The 18,094-nt window shown below is 47.0% G+C and carries 16 protein-coding genes; 5 read left to right on the top strand and 11 right to left on the bottom strand.

From position 1 onward, the window contains the following. Nucleotides 1–22: 22 nt before the first annotated feature. Nucleotides 23–1,111, bottom strand: coding sequence for a M42 family metallopeptidase (locus BUB37_RS07140; protein WP_072990959.1), 1,089 nt, complete (start codon nucleotides 1,109–1,111; stop codon nucleotides 23–25). A 104-nt stretch (nucleotides 1,112–1,215) separates the two neighbouring features. On the opposite strand from BUB37_RS07140, the gene BUB37_RS07135 reads away from it, so the two are divergent. After that, the gene (locus tag BUB37_RS07135) at nucleotides 1,216–1,905 is read left to right on the top strand and encodes a DUF4294 domain-containing protein (protein WP_072990957.1); all 690 of its coding nucleotides are present in this window, start codon (nucleotides 1,216–1,218) and stop codon (nucleotides 1,903–1,905) included. Nucleotides 1,906–1,909: 4 nt separating this feature from the next. On the opposite strand, the gene BUB37_RS07130 is transcribed toward BUB37_RS07135, so the two are convergent. The 8 genes from BUB37_RS07130 to BUB37_RS07095 form a co-directional block, all read right to left on the bottom strand. Next, on the bottom strand, nucleotides 1,910–2,146 hold the full coding sequence (locus BUB37_RS07130) for a DUF6095 family protein (protein ID WP_072990955.1): 237 nt from the start codon (nucleotides 2,144–2,146) through the stop codon (nucleotides 1,910–1,912). A gap of 33 nt (nucleotides 2,147–2,179) precedes the next feature. After that, entirely contained in the window at nucleotides 2,180–3,019 is an 840-nt protein-coding gene (locus tag BUB37_RS07125; protein ID WP_072990953.1) for a DUF4249 family protein, read from the bottom strand. A 4-nt stretch (nucleotides 3,020–3,023) separates the two neighbouring features. After that, nucleotides 3,024–5,423, bottom strand: a complete 2,400-nt coding sequence (locus BUB37_RS07120) for a TonB-dependent receptor (RefSeq protein ID WP_072990951.1) — start codon at nucleotides 5,421–5,423, stop codon at nucleotides 3,024–3,026. 114 nt (nucleotides 5,424–5,537) lie between these two features. Continuing rightward, nucleotides 5,538–7,757, bottom strand: a complete 2,220-nt coding sequence (locus tag BUB37_RS07115; protein WP_072990949.1) for an NADP-dependent isocitrate dehydrogenase — start codon at nucleotides 7,755–7,757, stop codon at nucleotides 5,538–5,540. 771 nt (nucleotides 7,758–8,528) lie between these two features. Next, a complete protein-coding gene (gene rplS / locus BUB37_RS07110; protein ID WP_072990946.1) occupies nucleotides 8,529–8,879 on the bottom strand; it encodes a 50S ribosomal protein L19 in 351 nt (116 codons plus the stop codon). A gap of 117 nt (nucleotides 8,880–8,996) precedes the next feature. Continuing rightward, nucleotides 8,997–9,674, bottom strand: coding sequence for a tRNA (guanosine(37)-N1)-methyltransferase TrmD (trmD, locus tag BUB37_RS07105; RefSeq protein ID WP_072990942.1), 678 nt, complete (start codon nucleotides 9,672–9,674; stop codon nucleotides 8,997–8,999). A gap of 249 nt (nucleotides 9,675–9,923) precedes the next feature. Continuing rightward, nucleotides 9,924–10,544: a tRNA (guanine-N1)-methyltransferase gene (locus BUB37_RS07100; protein ID WP_072990939.1), complete on the bottom strand. Its 621-nt coding sequence runs from the start codon at nucleotides 10,542–10,544 to the stop codon at nucleotides 9,924–9,926. Between the two features lie 256 nt (nucleotides 10,545–10,800). Further along, on the bottom strand, nucleotides 10,801–12,195 hold the full coding sequence (locus BUB37_RS07095; RefSeq protein WP_072990936.1) for a S1C family serine protease: 1,395 nt from the start codon (nucleotides 12,193–12,195) through the stop codon (nucleotides 10,801–10,803). 195 nt (nucleotides 12,196–12,390) lie between these two features. Here BUB37_RS07095 and dapF point away from each other — a divergent pair, with 195 nt between their 5' ends. From dapF to BUB37_RS07075, 4 genes are all read left to right on the top strand, one after another. Next, nucleotides 12,391–13,170 carry a diaminopimelate epimerase gene (gene dapF / locus BUB37_RS07090; protein WP_072990933.1) on the top strand — a complete coding sequence of 260 codons (780 nt, stop codon included), beginning with the start codon at nucleotides 12,391–12,393 and terminating at the stop codon, nucleotides 13,168–13,170. Beyond that, entirely contained in the window at nucleotides 13,164–13,688 is a 525-nt protein-coding gene (locus tag BUB37_RS07085) for a GNAT family N-acetyltransferase (protein WP_072990930.1), read from the top strand. The genes dapF and BUB37_RS07085 overlap by 7 nt, the downstream gene beginning before the upstream one ends. Further along, nucleotides 13,688–14,731, top strand: a complete 1,044-nt coding sequence (gene mltG / locus BUB37_RS07080) for an endolytic transglycosylase MltG (RefSeq protein ID WP_072990927.1) — start codon at nucleotides 13,688–13,690, stop codon at nucleotides 14,729–14,731. The genes BUB37_RS07085 and mltG overlap by 1 nt, the downstream gene beginning before the upstream one ends. A gap of 147 nt (nucleotides 14,732–14,878) precedes the next feature. Then, nucleotides 14,879–15,523, top strand: a complete 645-nt coding sequence (locus BUB37_RS07075) for a hypothetical protein (protein WP_072990924.1) — start codon at nucleotides 14,879–14,881, stop codon at nucleotides 15,521–15,523. 217 nt (nucleotides 15,524–15,740) lie between these two features. On the opposite strand, the gene BUB37_RS07065 is transcribed toward BUB37_RS07075, so the two are convergent. After that, nucleotides 15,741–17,234, bottom strand: coding sequence for an amidohydrolase family protein (locus BUB37_RS07065; RefSeq protein WP_170863129.1), 1,494 nt, complete (start codon nucleotides 17,232–17,234; stop codon nucleotides 15,741–15,743). 132 nt (nucleotides 17,235–17,366) lie between these two features. Next, the gene (locus BUB37_RS07060; protein ID WP_072990915.1) at nucleotides 17,367–18,092 is read right to left on the bottom strand and encodes an SAM-dependent methyltransferase; all 726 of its coding nucleotides are present in this window, start codon (nucleotides 18,090–18,092) and stop codon (nucleotides 17,367–17,369) included. Between the last annotated feature and the right edge of the window lie 2 nt (nucleotides 18,093–18,094).

Below are 18,094 nucleotides of genomic sequence, written 5' to 3'. Positions count from 1 at the left end.
GAACAGGAGGGCTGTGGTATGTCTAATCGAAATAGCTGAACGTTTCCCCGTCCTTAATGTTCAAAAGGGTCTCGTAAATCAACCTGATTACGTTTTCAACATCGTCTTTATGCACCATTTCTACCGTGGTGTGCATATAGCGCAGGGGTAATGAGATCAATGCCGAGGCCACACCGCCATTGCTGTAGGCAAAGGCATCGGTATCGGTTCCCGTAGACCTCGAGGCGGCCATGCGTTGAAAGGGGATTTTGTTGGCTTCCGCCGTTTCCAAGATGCGTTCGCGCAATTTGTTCTGTACCGCCGGGGCGTAGGAAATTACGGGACCCGCACCGATTTCGGTATGACCTTGGGTCTTTTTGTCGATCATCGGGGTCGTGGTATCGTGGCAGACATCGGTGATAATGGCTACGTTCGGCTTTATGGTCTGCGTGATCATTTCGGCGCCCCGAAGGCCTATTTCTTCCTGGACGGCATTGGTGATATAAAGGCCGAAAGGCAGTTTTTTCTTGTTTTCATGCAGAAGGCGTGCCACTTCCGCCACCATGAAACCACCGGCGCGGTTGTCGATGGCCCGACAGACAAATTTGTCGCCGTTCAATATTTGGAACTCGTCAGGATAGGTGATGACGCATCCTACGTGAACGCCCATTTTTTCCACTTCCTCCTTGTCCTTGGCCCCTATATCGATAAAGATATTATCCAGTTTCGGAGGGGTTTCCTTACCCTTGTCGCGCGTATGTATGGCCGGCCATCCGAAGACCCCTTTGACGACCCCCTTCTTGGTGTGGATGTTTACCCATTTTGACGGGGCTATCTGATGGTCGCTTCCACCGTTTCTAATTACATAGAGCAGACCATTGTCGGTGATGTAGTTGACATACCAGGCGATTTCATCGGAATGCCCTTCGATCACCACCTTGTATTTTGCATCCGGATTGATAACCCCAACCGCAGAACCGTAGGTGTCGGTAATGAAGGTGTCAACATACGGTTTAAGGTATTCCATCCATATTTTTTGACCTTCCCATTCGTAACCCGTAGGGGAGGCATTGTTCAAATATTTTTCAAAAAACGCTAGCGACTTTTTTGTAATAATTTTCTTGTTAGCCATTTAAATTCGATTTATCTGCAAACTTAGCAATATTCACTTTTAATTAATAATAAGGCGGGGTATTTATCGTTAATTTTGGCAAGGCTTTTGCATTTGATTCCGCCATGAAAAAAAATATTTTCTTTTTCTTTTTCGCAGCATACTGCGCCTTGGGTTTTGCCCAGGTAGCGGAACAGCCACTCGATTCGGTGGCGGAGAAGATGATCATAGTCGAAGGGGACTCCATCTTCAGAAGTTCGATCGACCTCGATGAAGTCTATCTTTTCGGGAAACTCAAATTTGGCTCTTATAAAGAAAAACTGCGTTATTATATTCTGCGCCGAAAGACCATAAAAGTGTACCCCTATGCCAAATTGGCGGCCGAAAGGTTGGTTGAACTCAATGACAGTATTTCCAAGATCAAGAAAAAAAGACATCAAAAAAGATATACCAAAAAAGTACAGAAGTTTATCGAGGAAGAATTTTCGGAAGAACTTAAAAAGCTGACCCGTACCGAAGGGCAAATACTCGTAAAACTCATCTACCGCCAAACCGGGGAGACGGCCTTTAACCTGGTAAAGGAGCTGCGAAGCGGGTGGCGTGCCTTTTGGTACAATACCACGGCCAGCATGTTCGATATCAACTTAAAGGAGGAGTTTCACCCAGACATGGTACACGAAGATTATCTGATCGAGGACATCCTTCAAAGGGCCTTTGCCTCCTATCGGTTGGAACGCCAAGAATCGGTCTTGGATTACGATTACGCCCAATTGAGCAATAAATGGACCCTGAGCGGCAAACGGGAGAATAAGTGATGGCCTACTTTTTCCTTTTTTTGGGGCCGAACATGGAGTCTACTACAATCTTTATGCTATAGAATCCCATGGCCACCGCGGCCACGGCCAATATGAGGCCCACGATAAGTACGGGCCAAAAGAGAATGTTCTCTTGGTTCTTAAAGGCCTGGTACAAAACGATGGGAGCCAAAAACATGAGGAGTACGGTATAGGCGAGGGACTTGATTCCCTTGACAAGCATTTCTTTATCGGTTCTCATAGCAATAGGTACCTAAATTTTATACGGTGTTTTTTATTCTATCGTAATGGTTTTGGTGTAGGTCTGGCATACGGCAAAATAGCCTAGGGCAAAATTGTTTTGGCCATCTATGTTCTCGGGGTCGGTAATGTTTATGATATTTCCGCGAACGGTGGCCGAAGGCGTTTGAAATGGCCCCTGTTCGGCCCCTGCCTGCACAATTACCTGGTTCATGTAATTGAAAAGGGAGTGGTCGACCCCGATAAGGCTAATGCTTATTTCCCTGCCCGAATCAACCCCATCGTCATAAAAATAGGAAAACTCGAAGGTTTGGCCTTGGTAAAACGCATCCTCCGTTACCAGATACTCGTTAAAATCGAAGTCGAACAGGTAGTAGTCGTCCCGTTCAGGGGCATCGGTAAAGGCGACCACAATTTCAATTTCATCGCCCGTGAACAGACTTCCATCGCCTTGTTCCAGTTTATCTATGGGTACTGCCGGAACGTAGCTGGTCGTGGCCGAGTAAACCTGGTCGTCGTAACCAATGGTCAGTTGCAGCTCGCCCGTTGTAAAAAAGTCGGTGTTTTTCGTGCCTTCGTAGACCCCGGGAAAATTTTCACTGAGTACCATAAAGTTTTCATCGGATACATCGGTACCGGTGTAGCTTTCATTGCGGATTATGACTTCGGCCCCGGCAGCTGACTCGGTCGATTCGAAAAAGCTACTGGTGAGTCCGACCTTTATCGAAACGGTCGTGCTCGGCATGGCGGCATCTATCCGTATAACTCCGTCAACGAATAACCTGGGTGCCTCGGTCGGGGTATCTATTTCCACCACATCCTCACAGGCCGATAGAAACAGAAGGCTTAAAAGGGGGATAAGGTATTTCTTCATGGTCTTAAAATTTGAAATTGTAGGTTACGGCGGGCACGATTCCAAAAATCGAGGTACGTACCGCCTCGTTGTTCCTGGTTTCGGTGTTGCGCCTGAACGAAATGGACGCCGCATTTCTTCGATTGTACGCGTTGTAAATGCTGAATACCCATTCGGCCTGCCATTTTCTGTTTTTGTTTTTGGATGGGGTTAAGGTGGCCGATAGATCCAAACGGTGATAGGCGGGCAGGCGCTCGGCATTTCTCTGCCCATAATAGGGAACCGAAAGTCCTTGAATGTTGAATTGCCCGATCGGGTAATTGGTAGGTTGCCCGGTCTGGAAAACGAAATTCGAATTAAAACTCCATTTGGGACTTAGTTCGTAACTGCCGTATAGGGATAGGTCGTGGGTCTTATCGTATGGGGTGTTGTACCATTCCCCAAAATTGATCCCCGTTTCGTTGGGCGAAATGCCGTTGCTTGGGGTCGATGTCCTTCCCGGGGTGCGCTGTTCCGATTTTGAAAGGGTATAGGCCAACCATCCTTGAAACCGGCCTTCGTTTTTTCGCAACAGGAGCTCAAGGCCATAGGCCCGTGCCTCGCCTGTCAGTATGGTCTGTTCAATGGCATCGTTGGCAATAAGGTTGGCCCCGTCGATGTAGTCGATGCGGTTTTGTATGTCTTTATAAAACACTTCGGTTTCAAACGAATAGCGCCCGGAGTCCATGGTTCGAAAATAGCCCAATGCATATTGGTCCAGCAACTGGGGCTCTATAAAAGGGCCACTGGGGGTCCACACGTCCAAGGGAGTAGGTGAGCTGGTGTTAGAGAGCAGGTGCAGGTATTGGGCCAAACGGGTATAGCTGCCCTTGAGCGAACTGTTGTCGTTAAGGGTGTAGGCCAGGGAGAACCGGGGCTCAAAGTTGTTGAAAGAGGCCAGGCTGGCACTTCTCTTTGGGTTGACGACCCCTATGGGTTCAGCTTCTTGGTATATCAATAGCGAGGGGTCGAAGCTTACGGGGTTGTCGTTCTCGTAAACATTGAGCTCATCTTGGCCCAACCGGGTGAAATTGCTGAACCGAAGGCCATAATTTAGGCTGAGATTTTCGGTAATGTCGTGCTCTATATCGATATAAGCCGCAAATTCGTTGGCGTATTTTTGGATCAATTGCTCTTCAACGATACCTGAATTCGAATTGCTGGGCTCAATTTTTCCGGGATTGAACCGATAATAGATGTCATTTATACCGTAGTTGACCTGTAATTTGTCGCTAACGTAGTGTTTTAGGTCGTACTTAAGGTTAAAGTTCTGGATGCCCGAATTCCAGTTAAAGCCCACAAAATCGAGTTTAAGACCGTAGTAATAGTCCGAATAAATCAAGGACAGGTTCGAAAAAAGCTTATCGGAGAACAAGTGGTTCCACCTGAAATTTCCGACCGCATTGCCGTAAGTGTTGACAAAACTATCGCTTATCCCAAAGACATCACGCCCAAAATACCCCGAAAGGTATATACTGTTTTTGTCGTTGATGTTGTAATTCAATTTGGTGTTCAGGTCATAAAAGTAGGCGGTATTGTCCACATCGAACAAGGGCAGGAAAAGGTGGGCATATGAGGCCCGGCCACCGACCAAAAAAGCGGCCTTGTCCTTCACTATCGGTCCTTCGGCCAACAAGCGGCTGGCCACGGCACCGATGCCCCCGTTGACCTTAAACTGTTTGCTGTTGCCCTCTTTTTGAAATATATCGAGCACCGATGATACCCTGCCCCCATACCTTGCGGGAATCCCTCCTTTGTACAGTTTCAAATCCTTTATGGCATCCGGATTGAATACCGAGAAAAAGCCAAAAAGGTGCGAAGAGTTAAATATGACGGCCTCGTCCAACAGAATAAGGTTTTGGTCGACTGCGCCGCCGCGGACATTAAAGCCCGAGGCACCTTCACCCGCATTGGTAACGCCGGGGAGCAATAAAATGGATTTAATGACATCGGCTTCGCCCAGGATGACGGGAATTTTCTTGATGGTTTCGACCGACATGGCGTTTACGCTCATTTGCGGTTTTCGGATATCCATTTTTTCCACATCCTCGGTAACCACCACCTCCTCGAGAAGCTCGGCCGACTCTTCCATTTGAAAGTTCATTTTTCGGTTTTCGGTAAGCGAGACCGTTTGAACGATGTCTTGAAACCCCAGGTAACTTACCTGTATGCGATACTCCCCTTCCGGAAGGGTTATGGAATAGAATCCGTATTCATTGGTGGTTACACCGGTCTTTAGGTCAGGAAAGGCAATGGTGACCCCGATCAGGGTTTCGTTGCTTGCAGCCTCCGACACCGTGCCGCTTAGCGTGAAGCGCTGCTGTGCCAAGGCAAATTGTGGAAAAAAAAGTAGGGAGGCAAGGACAAGCTTTATGAATTGGGCCATCAATAATTAATTTTTATAAAAGTAGCCAGAAATGACAAGTAGGGAAATAGTAATCGTTAATAAAAAAGCCCTCTATCCGTAGAAAGAGGGCCTCTAAAATTTATTGCCTACCTGTTAGATAGTGTCTAAAATCGAATTTAAGGTTGAACTAGGTCTCATGGCGCTGCTTACTTTTTGCGCATCGGGCAGGTAGTAACCTCCAATATCTTTCGGGCTTCCCTGGCACTCGATCAGTTCCTTGACGATTTGCTCCTCCTTTTCGCTCAATTGTTGGTAAACTTTTCCAAATACGCCCTTGAGTTCTTGGTCCTTGTCCTGGGAGGCCAATGCCTCGGCCCAGTATAAGGCCAAATAGAAGTGGCTTCCCCTGGTATCTATTTCCATTACCTTTCGCGATGGGGATTTGTCGTTGACCAGGAATTTTTCGGTAGCGCTGTCCAGGGCATCGCCCAGTATGCGGGCTTTGGGGTTGTCGTTCTTCTCCCCATAGAAATCAAGGGAAACGCCCAAGGCCAGGAATTCCCCTAAAGAATCCCATCTCAGGTGGCCTTCCTCCAAAAATTGCTCCACGTGCTTGGGGGCCGAGCCTCCCGCACCGGTCTCGAAAAGTCCGCCACCGTTCATCAAGGGAACGATAGAAAGCATTTTGGCACTGGTGCCTACTTCCAAGATAGGGAAGAGGTCGGTCAAATAATCGCGTAATACGTTGCCGGAAACGGAAATGGTGTCTTTGCCGTCTTTCATCCGTTTGAGGGTGTATTCGGTAGCTTCCTTAGGCGACATTATCTTTATGTCGAGTCCGGTCGTATCGTGACCCTTTAGATAGGTGGTTACCTTTTTGATCAATTCTACGTCGTGGGCCCTGTTCTCGTCCAACCAGAAAACGGCCGGCCACTGGGTGGCCTTTGCCCGCGATACGGCCAACTTGACCCAATCTTGGATCGGGGCGTCCTTTACCTGGCACATCCGCCAGATATCACCCGCTTCCACCGCGTGTTCGAGTACGGTCTCGTTGGTGTTTAGATCGATGACCTTAACGGTACCTGGTGCATCGATTTCAAAGGTTTTGTCGTGCGAGCCGTATTCTTCGGCCTTTTGTGCCATAAGGCCCACGTTGGGAACGGTACCCATAGTGGTAGGGTCAAAGGCGCCATGTTTTTTACAGAAGTCGATAGTGGCCGAATAGATATCGGCATAGCTGCTATCGGGTATAACGGCCTTGGTATCTTGGGGCTTGCCTTCGGCATTCCACATTTTACCTGAATTACGGATCATGGCCGGCATCGATGCATCGATGATTACGTCACTGGGCACATGGAGGTTGGTGATCCCTTTATCGGAGTTCACCATGGCCAGGTCGGGGCCGTTCTCGATGGCTTGCTCGATATCGCCCTCGATTTCCTGCCTTTTGTCGGCGGGTAGTTGGTCAAGTTTTGAAAAGAGACTTTCTAGTCCGTCGTTGGCACTGATTCCCAGCTCTTCAAAAGTTTTTTGGTGTTTTTCAAAAACATCGGCAAAGTAGGCTTCTACCGCGTGGCCAAAAATGATGGGGTCGGAAACCTTCATCATTGTGGCTTTCATGTGAAGGGAAAAGAGTACGCCCTTGTCCTTTGCATCTTTGATCTGCTCCTTTAGAAAAGTGGTCAGGGCCGCTTTGTTCATTACCGTGGCGTCGATAATTTCGCCGGCCAAAAGGGGCATGGCCTCCTTGAACACTTTGGTCGTACCATCGTTGCGGACCAGTTCTATTTTTATTTTGGTGGCATCTTTGACGGTCAACGACTTTTCGTTGCCCTTAAAATCGCCATGCTGCATAGTGGCTACGTGGGTCTTGCTATCGGGACTCCATGCGCCCATGGTGTGCGGGTTTTGTTTGGCGTAGTTTTTTACCGCACGGGGGGCCCGCCTATCCGAATTACCTTCGCGCAATACCGGGTTTACGGCGCTCCCTTTAATTTTGTCGTACCTCGATTTAATTTCCTGCTCCTTATCGTTGCCAGGGTTGTCGGGATAGTCAGGTAGGGCATAACCCTTGCCTTGCAGCTCGCTGATGGCCTCCTTTAATTGCGGAATCGAGGCACTGATATTGGGAAGTTTGATGATGTTCGCCTCAGGCTTTTTGACCAAGGCTCCCAATTCTTCTAAATCGTTTGAAATTTGTTGGTCCGGGGTTAGAAAATCGGGAAAATTCGCAATAATTCTACCGGCGAGGGAAATATCTTTGGTTTCAATAGTTACGTTCGCTGTTTTCGAAAAAGCCTTTACTATGGGCAAAAACGATTGGGTCGCCAAAGCCGGGGCCTCGTCGGTCTTTGTATAAAAAATCTTCGACATGAATAGATGTAGTTTAATTTAAAGCGGAGCAAATATACAATTTTATGTTGTGTTAAGGCCAAAAGAAGGGGGCATTCTGTGACAAGAATTTTATAGATCGGGGGCAATACGGGTTTCTTTGTAATAAACGGGCCGAAAGCTTGTGTTTTTTGTAAAAAGTGGGGCCGGGAAGGTGTGCCGATCGGTGAAGCGCGGGGGCAAAAACAAAAGCCATATCATTGTATGAATACATTGACATGGCTTTCTGGAACTAGTTGTCGAACTTTCGTACCCATTATAAAACAGGCCGGCAACCATTGATTGCGTTCGCATCACTATTTCCACGTTTGAAAACCCTTTTGTTCCATTAGGGATTTCTCCCAAAAACAAAAGTACTTTTCTTCTTGTCGTCTTAATGCCTTAAATCGTCCATGCAAACTCTAGGCCCTTATGTCCGTTAAGTACATCCACATAATGTTTTTCCAAAAAACAACCGCTTTTTGGCCTTATGCTCGCTATTTCGTTAATGTATTTTGAATTGCTCCAAACTACCGAAATAAACTAAACAACAATATAAAGAACGTTAACTTTATAACGGCCTCCATATCCACCATCGACAGGCTTTTACTTTAACCGTGAAATAAATATACAAAGAAAAGGCGTTACTTCTTGTTTTTTAACACATTTAAAATCAACATTTTATAAACATGGGTAATTAACAATTGTTCATAAAAAAATCCCTTACCGGTCGTCGACCGGTAAGGGATGCTATTTTCTAAGAAATATGTGCCCTTACGAACGGATTTCCTTGATACGTGCTTTTTTGCCGGTTAGGCCTCTGAAGTAGAAAATTCTTGCCCTACGTACCTTACCTCGCTTATTGACCTCGATTTTCTGAAGGGCCGGCATGTTGATAGGGAAGATACGCTCTACGCCCACAGTACCCGACATCTTGCGAATGGTGAAGGTCTCGGTGGCTCCGCTACCTCTTCTTTGGATGACAACGCCCCTAAAAAACTGGGTACGTGTTTTTTCCCCTTCCTTGATTTCGTAATAAACGGTAATGGTATCCCCAGCGGAAAACTCAGGAAATTCTTTTTTCGCAACAAATTCGTCTTGTACGAATTTTAACAATGCTTCCATGATATAAATTTATCGTTAATCTTAAAGCAACATTCACGATTTTCGTCAGAGGTTGATTTAACAGGATGCAAAAATAGTCTATATAATAGAATCCACAAGGGTTTTTTTACCTTTTTTCTATTCCTCCAAGAGGTCGGGCCTTAGTTTCTCCGTTCTGGCCTGGGCTTGGTCTTCCCGCCATTTTTCAATTTTGGGAAAGTCGCCGGTAAGCAGTACCTCCGGCACCTTCATTCCCTTGTACTCCGCAGGTCTGGTATAGACCGGAGGGGCCAAAAGATTGTCCTGGAACGTGTCGGTAAGGGCCGAGGTTTCGTTGTTCAATACACCTGGTATGAGTCTGATAACGGCGTCACAGAGTACGGCGGCACCTAGTTCACCGCCCGAGAGAACGTAGTCTCCGATCGATATTTCCTTGGTGATAAAACGGTCGCGAACCCGCTGGTCAACTCCCTTGTAATGCCCGCATAGCACGATGATGTTGTTGAGAAGCGAAAGGCCATTGGCCATTTTTTGGTCAAGGGTCTGGCCGTCGGGCGTCATATAGATGATTTCGTCGTATTGGCGCTCGCTCGTCAATGACGTAATGCATTTGTCGATGGGCTCTATCATCAGCACCATACCGGCACCGCCCCCGTATTGATAGTCGTCTACCTGATTGTACGATTTGTCGGTGTAATCCCTTAGGTTGTGAAAGTGTACTTCAACAAGTTCCTTTTCAATGGCCCTTTTTAAGATCGAGGCATTGAACGGACTCTCCAATAGCTCGGGCAAGACCGTGATTATATCTATTCGCATGAAAGTATAATTTGTTTAAAGACCCTATGGGCCGTCAAATGTAGTGAAAGTTGATCGAATCTCCCTTGGCCCGATTTTTAGGGTATTATGGGAATTGAACGGAACCTAGAGGGAGCGGGTCGCATTCAAAAATAGGCGATTACGCCCCGCAGCGTTTCGTGGCACCAAAGGAGGGGCCTTGCCTCAATATGCCCGTACGACAATTTTGAACCGGAAACAAAAAAGGCTCCCGGGAAGGAGCCTTTTTGGTTATTTCTGTTTTTTGTACTTGTTGATCTCGTCTTGCAGCTGCCTGCTTATTTTTTGCTCCCTTTCCAAGGCCCTACGTCTGTGGTCTTCGTATTCGGTTTCCAGTTCGGCCAGGTTCGACTTGGCTTCCTGTGTCAGGATGTTGCTGTTTCTGAATTTATAGATAAAAAACAACAGCAAGGCCAATAGACAGGCGATAACCGTCCACAAAATGCCGTTGTAGGTGCTCTTGGAAACCATGATTCCCAAAAACGACATGCTGTCCTTTTCTTCCGTTACGGCGGCCAGGTTGTTGGTGGTCTCCTCGAGTTTGGCGTTAAGCGAGGCTATGGTCGATTCGTGGCCCGCTATGGTCGCCTTCAGTTCGGCGGCCCTCTTGTTGTACGCCCCTAATGTATCCAATACGTTCTGCCTTAGTTTGTCGAGCGACAGGGTGCGCACGACCTCATAGCGCTTGCCGTCGGCACGGTAATTGCCCGATTTTTTATAAACAAATTCGAATTGGCTGTCTATGGTGCCCTTTTCCAATGACAGGTCTTCCTGAGGCTCCTCTTCTTGGGCAAATTGAAGGTTGAAAGTAAATAAGGCCGTTATAAGTAACAGTAGTCTAAAACCTTTCATATGTTCAAATGATTCTTTGGGGTTAATCGATTAGAGGGGGCTAAAGTAATCCAATATTATCAATTAATAAAAAAAATTGCCAATAAGCTTATCTTCCAAGCCCAAGGGCAAACACTAAAAATTTGAATAGATACGTAGAAAAATAGCCGTATGGATTTTAATACAGCATCAAAACATAGTGTTTTTTCTAAAGGTAGGAATAAAAAAAGAAAAACGCCCCGAAAAAGGGCGTTTCTCCATTCGTTTTTTCGACGTCTTACTGAAAAATAAGCCGCTCCCGCTCTCCTTTTTGGTTGATCATGGTCATGATCGTCCTGCCCCGACGCGATATGCGGCCAAAAAGCACCTTGGCCTCTTCGATGTCGTTTATTTCCTGGTCATCCAACGATAGGATTACCTTTCCCTCGAGGCCGTAGCCCCGATAGATTTCAGGAACGCCTACGACCTTGACCCCTTTCTTCGTCTTGAACTTTTTCATGTCTTCCTTGGTGAGGTTCTTGATCTCGAGTCCCATATTGGGCACGGTAATGACCTGCCTTCTTTTTAAGACTACGGGGACCGTAAAAATTTCCTTGTCCCTTTCGATGGTCACTTGCACCGTGTCTTCCGGTCTCTTCGAGGAAAGGTAGCCGGTAAGGTCGGCGTACTTCCTTATTTTGATGTCGTCTATCTCTTTGATGATGTCCCCTTCGCGGAGGTCGGCCTCTTCGGCCCCTGTATCTTCCTCGATACCGGCAATGTATACCCCTTCGATTTGGTTGATGCCTTTCTGGATGGCGTAGGGCGTATTGGCCCTGACGATATCAACGCCTAATATTCCTTTTTGAACGTTGCCGTATTCCAAAATGTCGTCGACGACTTTCTTTGCGATGTTGCTGGGTACCGCGAAAGAATAACCGACATATGATCCGGTTTGCGATGTAATCGCCGTATTGATTCCAATAAGGTCGCCGTTGGTATTCACCAAGGCACCACCGCTGTTTCCGGGGTTGACGGCCGCGTCGGTCTGAATAAACGATTGGTCGGCCTTTCCGAGGTTTCTTGCCTTTGCGCTTACGATACCGGCGGTAACGGTCGAAGTCAGGCTAAAGGGGTTGCCGACGGCCAAGACCCATTCGCCCACCTTAACGTGGTCCGAATCCCCAAAAGCGAGGTAGGGGAGCTTTCTGTCGGCATCGATTTTGATCAGTGCAATATCCGAATTGGGGTCCGTACCGATAATTTCCGCATCGTAAACCTTGTTGTTGTTCAGCATTACCTGCAGTTGGCTCGCGTTTTCAATAACGTGGTTGTTCGTAACAATGTAGCCGTCTTGCGAAATAATTACCCCAGATCCCGTTCCTACTTGGGGCCGGGCACTACTGCCATGGCCGTAGAAGAAGTCCAAGTAACTGCCCCGGTCACGGGTAATCGAAACGTTCTTTACGTGTACCACGGCATTTACCGTCATTTCTGCCGCCGTGGTAAAATCGGCCTCATTGATGCCTGCGCCCTTGGGCGAGGTAGGTGTGTAACTGGTATTGAAAACAGGACGGCCCTCACTCTCTGTCACGATAGCGTAGTTCGGTTTCTCGAAGAACAATTTATACGCGCCTAAAGTAATGGCTCCTGCAAAAAGGGCCGTAAAAAATGTGCTTGCGATTTTTTTCATAATACTGTTGAAAAATTTAGTTTCCTTACAAGTGTTAAAATTACTCCATTTGACTAGGGTTATAATGGCTTTAACGCCATTTTAACTGCTAAAATAATCTTAATCAGATTATTGGACAATCAATAATGGCGATGCGCTTCACGAAAGGGGGGCGATAGCTTTAAAACCTTATATTTGTCGCTCGATTTTATTGTTATGCAACTTAAGTTTTATAAATATCAGGGTACGGGCAACGATTTCGTTATGATCGATAACCGTTCCTTGTCCTTTCCAAAGGAAAATACCGAATTGGTGGCCAACCTGTGCGATCGTAGGTTTGGCATTGGGGCGGACGGACTCATTCTTTTGGAGGATGACGATGCGGCCGATTTTCGAATGGTCTATTACAATGCCGATGGCCACGAGGGAAGCCTTTGTGGCAACGGTGGCAGGTGTACGGTTGCCTTTGCCAAATTCCTGGGTATTATCGATAAGGACACCCGGTTCAATGCAGCCGATGGTGGGCATAGGGCCACTATTGACGATGACGGGACGGTGAGCCTGCAAATGCAAGACCTGACGGAAATCAGGGAGAAATCGAACTATGCCTTTTTAAATACGGGCTCCCCGCACCATGTGCAATTGGTAAAGGGCATTGAAGACTTTGATGTCTATAATGAAGGAAGGAAGATACGGTATGGACTTTACGGTAAAAGGGGGAGCAATGTCAATTTTGTGGAGCCCTTGGACGACGATTGCTTTGCGGTACGCACCTATGAGAGGGGAGTAGAAGACGAAACACTTTCATGTGGGACCGGGGTTACCGCCGTTGCCCTGGCCATGCACAGCCAGGGAAGGATCAAGGCGAACCAGGTTAAGCTGCGGGTACAAGGAGGCCAGCTGAAGGTGAAATTCAATAAGAAAGACGGGGTTTACAGAGACATTTACCTTATCGGCCCGGCCGAACAGGTCTTTAAAGGCGAAATCGAATGCTGACCTTAAGGGGCGAACATATCAACTTGAGGGCCCTCGAGCCCGATGATCTCGATTTCCTTTACGAATTGGAGAACAATCCCGAGGTTTGGGAAATCAGCGGTACCACCGCCCCCTATTCCAGGTTCCTCTTAAAGCAATATTTGGAGAACGCCCATAGGGATATTTATGAGGTGAAACAGCTTCGACTCTGTATTTGCGATCAAGATGGTACGGCCCTGGGACTTGTCGACCTGTTCGAGTTCGATCCCAAAAATCGACGGGCCGGACTCGGAATTGTGGTGCTCGACGAAGAACGGCGCAATAAGGGAATCGGTAGCGAGGCCGTTCAAGTGGTCCTCGATTATGCCTTTAAGGTCTTGGACCTCAGGCAGGTTTATGCCAATGTCTTGGAAGAAAACCTCAGAAGTATCCACCTGTTCAAGAAACTGGGATTCGAACAAGTCGGCATTAAGAAAGATTGGATCCTGTCGGAAGGAAATTATAAAAACGAAATCTTATTTCAAAAGCTCCAAACGTAATGTATATCAAAAGAATTTTACTGTTTATCGTATTGGCCGGTCTGGTGGTGGGCGGAATATTCTCTTATATGGTATACCGTGCCATCTTTGCCCCCAATACGGCCTTCAATAACGACGAGGCCTTTGTTTACATACCGTCGGACGCCGATTTCAACGAGGTTAAACAATTGGTCGAGCCCCTTCTCGAAAACTTGGGGACTTTCGAACAAGTGGCCAAGCGTAAAGGGTATACGACAAATATAAAAGGGGGGAAGTATGCCATCAAGAAGGGCATGAACAACAACGATATCATCAATTCGCTCAGGGCGAACAACATTCCCATAAAGGTCTCCTTTAACAACCAAGAGACTTTGGCCGACCTGGCGGGAAGGATTGCGGAACAAATCGAGGCCGATAGCGTTTCGCTCCTGAACGCATTTAACGACCGGGATTTTCTTAAGAAAATGGGACTTGACGAAGAAACCAAGTTGGCGATGTATATTCCCAATAGTTATGAATTTTTTTGGAATACCTCGGGAGAGGGGTTCAGGGATCGTATGGTCAAGGAGTATGATCGTTTTTGGAACGGGGAACGCTTAGGGAAGGCCAAGGCACTCGGTTTGAGTCCCGTTGAAGTAATAACCTTGGCTTCCTTGGTGCACAAGGAAACCGCCAAGGTCGATGAACGGCCCAAGGTAGCCGGACTATACCTCAACCGCCTGAGGAGGGGGATGCTGTTGCAGGCCGATCCCACGGTGATCTATGCGCTTAAAAAGAAGGCGAATGATTATAGTTTGGTGATTAAAAGGGTGCTTTATAAGGATTTGGAGATAGATTCCCCCTATAACACCTACAAGTATGCCGGGCTGCCACCCGGGCCGATAGCCATGCCCGATATATCGGCCATTGACGCCGTGCTCAACCCCGAAGAACACGACTATCTTTATTTTGTGGCCGATGTAGAGAATTTCGGCTATCATAAGTTTGCCAAAACCCTGGCGCAGCACAACAGGAATAAGGTGCAGTATATCCAGTGGATAAACGCCAAAAAAATCAATCGATAGGCAGTTTGTCCAAACTTTATGACTTCTTAACTAAATCGGGTATCTTTTAACAAAGCTTTTTTAAAGTAAGCCTAAATCGGGCGTATATTTGCGGCTTGTGAAATCTATGCAGGTGTTTTTTACCGTAAGTCATAGGAAAAACAGTGTATGAGAAAGTGGCTAATTTTTACAAGCCCCCTTATCATTACCGGCATTTTAATGAGTTTTGCCTTTAAACCTGTCAAGGTTAAAGTGCCTGAAACCCTTAAAGTGAATCAACCTACTTTGGTTTTGTTCCCCAAAAACAAGACCGTTTCGAAAACCATGTTAATGGCTCCGCCTTTTTTAGGAAGCTCTTATATTGGTTTTAAGGAGGCCCTGGCGTTCAAGGAATCTCAGGGCAATTATTTTACGACAAATACCTTGGGGTATTTGGGCAAGTACCAATTTGGTATTGGCACCTTGCAGCTGATGGGCGTCTACAATGCGACCCGTTTTCTCAATGACCCCGTGTTGCAAGAAAGGGCCTTTCATACCAATATTGCCCGCAACAAGTGGATCCTTAGAAGGGATATTCCGCGTTTTACGGGTAAGACAATCAACGGTACGGTGGTTACCGAGTCGGGTATTCTCGCAGCGGCGCATTTGGCCGGAGCGGGAAATGTCAAAAAATACCTGCGCTCTTGGGGTGCCCTCGATGTGGCAGACAGCTATGGTACGAGTATTGCGCAGTATATGCGCAAGTTTTCGGGCTACGATGTTTCGGATATCGTTCCGAAACGAAACCCTAAAGTTTTAAAAACGTCTAGTTAAGGTACAATGTACATATGAAAGTGGACGGGCCCCAATAGAACTATTGGGGCTTGTTTTTTTTTCTGTCGTTCAGGTGAGGCTATGTGTACCCTACCAAGCGTGTTCTGGGCGTCGTGCCCTTTCGTATGGGTAGGGAATAAGTATGCAAGTATTTGTTCGTTGGCCCGGTAGGTTCCAATCCTCTTCATCATGCAGTGTTATCTCAATTTGTTTGGGGTTATTCGCTGATTTCCAGCTTCTTCCTTTCAATGCGTTTACCACCAACGATTACCTGTTCAATGGTATTGTAGGCCTCTATTTCTTTTAAGGGGTTTTTGGAGAGCAGCACTAAATTGGCCTTTTTGCCGGTAGTTATTGAGCCTAGTTGGGCGTCTAGATGAAATGCCTTTGCATTGTTGATGGTGGCCGAAGAAAGAATTTGGTGTAGGGGAACACCGGCTTCTTCCATCAATTTAAACTCCCAATATCCGTTATGGCCGGGTTGGTTTCCATAGGTCGGCGATGACGGGGTGTCCGTTCCGAATAAAATGAGTCCGTTATTGTCGGATAGGTATTTTAGGGCAAGCATGGCGTGGGCTTGAATGTTTTCGTAGATGGTATGGACTTGGTCGACCCCATATTCGCCAAAAAGTTCGTTGGCAAACCATTGGCCTTCTTCCGTTCGATACCAGTCGAGAAGCTTTTGGGGAACTACCTTTTTTAACCCGGGCTGATTGAGGAACCTATCATCGGCCAAGGCTTCTTCCCCGGCAATAACGGTGAGGGTAGGGGTGTAACCTATTTGTTTTTGAATAATTAGGTCCAAGGTTTGCTTAACTTCCAGGGGCAGCGAATCCTTTGGTACATCTTTGTATCTTTCCCAATTCCATAACCCGTGCGCCAAGACATCTACCCCTACACCGGCCAAAAAGGAATGTGCTTCAAGTGAGTTTCCGTGAACGGTTAAAACCAGTCCGTTGGCATGGGACTCCTCGAGCAATTCTTCCATGATTTCCCTTGTTGGTACAGGTAACTTGGGCATGCCCCTAAAACCGGATTCGTAATACGACTTTACGGCTATGGCGCCTGACCGCTTGATCCGTCCCACAACGGCCATGGGAGTGTGGTCGGCGGGTTCGAATTTATGGGGTATGCGCTCGGCTTCACTTTCCAAATAAATGAAGTTCGGGGTCGCTTCAAAGCGATGGTGTTCAGGTGCAAAATTCATGGGATAGCCATTGGCAACCGAAGCCCCCGAACGTCCGGTATGGTATAGGTCCGGCCTAAGGGGTTGCGAATTGAAATCGTCGATCTGTTCTTGGGAGATGCCTCCAAGGTTGACGAGCGTGGTAAACCCATGGTATAAATAACTTTTTGGCATTTGCCGGTTAAACTCTTCGGTAATTTCGGGATACTTTTCCATATGGTGTGGAAGCATTCCCTGTACCTCGGTTATGTGGACATGACTGTCGATCAAGCCGGGTACCACAAATTTTCCGGAGCCATCAATTCGCTCAAAGGTGCCGGTAATACGGGGTTCTTTTTCGTCTACGTAAAGAATTTTGTCCTTTTCTACCACTACATGGCCGATGAACGGGGTGTAGGTGCCGTCTTCCGTAGATATTATGGTTGCGTTTGGGATGTGAAGCCCTTGGGAAAGGTTGAGCTCTTTTTGTCGGCTTTGACAAGCTACGAACTGCCCTATGAGAATTAATAAAACGATTCTTTTCATTTTGATAGCTTGATTTTTCGACATTGCCCGGGTAAGTAGTATGTACTTGTGTCCTGTTGAAGCGACTATGCTTGTAATTTTACAGGGGGGGGCAAGATGCTGATTTTCAGCTATTGAAGAAAAAAATAATGCTTATCCCTGAATAATAAAGATGGCGGGACGCTTATGAAGGGATTCTATTTTGGTGCGTTTCCAGTCGGCTATGGTTTTGGTCAGGATGTATTCTGTGGGAAGGGTTAAGTCGCAAGCGATACATACCCGTGTGTTGGGGTGTAGGGTTTTGAGCAACTCGGCAAAAAGTTTGTCGTTTCTATAGGGGGTTTCAATGAACAATTGCGATTGTCCATATTCTTTGGAAAGCTTTTCCAATCGTTTAATGGAGCTTTTCCGTTCGGCGTTGTCTATGGGCAAATAACCGTTGAAGGCAAAGCTCTGCCCGTTCATGCCACTGGCCATTAGGGCCAATACGATGGAGGATGGTCCGACCAGGGGGATTACACGGATATTTTTTCCATGGGCCAGCCGAACAACTTCCGAACCTGGGTCCGCAATTCCGGGGCAGCCTGCCTCTGAAAGAATGGCGATGTCATTGCCCTGCAAGCAAGGCTCAAGCATAACGGGAACCTCTTCGGGTTCGGTGTATTTGTTGAGTACCGAAATAGTTAAACCGGGTTGCGATTTTCTCGGACTGATTTTTTTGATAAAATGCCGCGCCGATTTTTCGTTTTCGACGATGTAATGGTCAATGTCCTCTATGGCCTGTTTAATCGAAATGGGCAGTACTTCCAAAGGAGCTGTGTTGCCCAAGGTCGTTGGAATTAGATATAGGCTTCCGGTTTGGCGTTCGTTGTTTTTCATAT

The sequence above is a fragment of the Pseudozobellia thermophila genome, from assembly GCF_900141855.1.
GTDB classification, from domain to species: Bacteria; Bacteroidota; Bacteroidia; order Flavobacteriales; family Flavobacteriaceae; genus Pseudozobellia; species Pseudozobellia thermophila.
The sequence above is the reverse complement of the archived record's forward strand: the minus strand, read 5'-3'. Positions and strand labels throughout refer to the sequence as shown.

Excerpts from the sequence above, each read along its gene's own strand:
- BUB37_RS07140 (WP_072990959.1), bottom strand. The coding sequence starts at position 1,111 with ATGGCTAACAAGAAAATTATTACAAAAAAGTCGCTAGCGTTTTTTGAA.
- BUB37_RS07135 (WP_072990957.1), top strand. The coding sequence starts at position 1,216 with ATGAAAAAAAATATTTTCTTTTTCTTTTTCGCAGCATACTGCGCCTTG.
- BUB37_RS07130 (WP_072990955.1), bottom strand. The coding sequence starts at position 2,146 with ATGAGAACCGATAAAGAAATGCTTGTCAAGGGAATCAAGTCCCTCGCC.
- BUB37_RS07125 (WP_072990953.1), bottom strand. The coding sequence starts at position 3,019 with ATGAAGAAATACCTTATCCCCCTTTTAAGCCTTCTGTTTCTATCGGCC.
- BUB37_RS07120 (WP_072990951.1), bottom strand. The coding sequence starts at position 5,423 with ATGGCCCAATTCATAAAGCTTGTCCTTGCCTCCCTACTTTTTTTTCCA.
- BUB37_RS07115 (WP_072990949.1), bottom strand. The coding sequence starts at position 7,757 with ATGTCGAAGATTTTTTATACAAAGACCGACGAGGCCCCGGCTTTGGCG.
- rplS (WP_072990946.1), bottom strand. The coding sequence starts at position 8,879 with ATGGAAGCATTGTTAAAATTCGTACAAGACGAATTTGTTGCGAAAAAA.
- trmD (WP_072990942.1), bottom strand. The coding sequence starts at position 9,674 with ATGCGAATAGATATAATCACGGTCTTGCCCGAGCTATTGGAGAGTCCG.
- BUB37_RS07100 (WP_072990939.1), bottom strand. The coding sequence starts at position 10,544 with ATGAAAGGTTTTAGACTACTGTTACTTATAACGGCCTTATTTACTTTC.
- BUB37_RS07095 (WP_072990936.1), bottom strand. The coding sequence starts at position 12,195 with ATGAAAAAAATCGCAAGCACATTTTTTACGGCCCTTTTTGCAGGAGCC.
- dapF (WP_072990933.1), top strand. The coding sequence starts at position 12,391 with ATGCAACTTAAGTTTTATAAATATCAGGGTACGGGCAACGATTTCGTT.
- BUB37_RS07085 (WP_072990930.1), top strand. The coding sequence starts at position 13,164 with ATGCTGACCTTAAGGGGCGAACATATCAACTTGAGGGCCCTCGAGCCC.
- mltG (WP_072990927.1), top strand. The coding sequence starts at position 13,688 with ATGTATATCAAAAGAATTTTACTGTTTATCGTATTGGCCGGTCTGGTG.
- BUB37_RS07075 (WP_072990924.1), top strand. The coding sequence starts at position 14,879 with ATGAGAAAGTGGCTAATTTTTACAAGCCCCCTTATCATTACCGGCATT.
- BUB37_RS07065 (WP_170863129.1), bottom strand. The coding sequence starts at position 17,234 with ATGAAAAGAATCGTTTTATTAATTCTCATAGGGCAGTTCGTAGCTTGT.
- BUB37_RS07060 (WP_072990915.1), bottom strand. The coding sequence starts at position 18,092 with ATGAAAAACAACGAACGCCAAACCGGAAGCCTATATCTAATTCCAACG.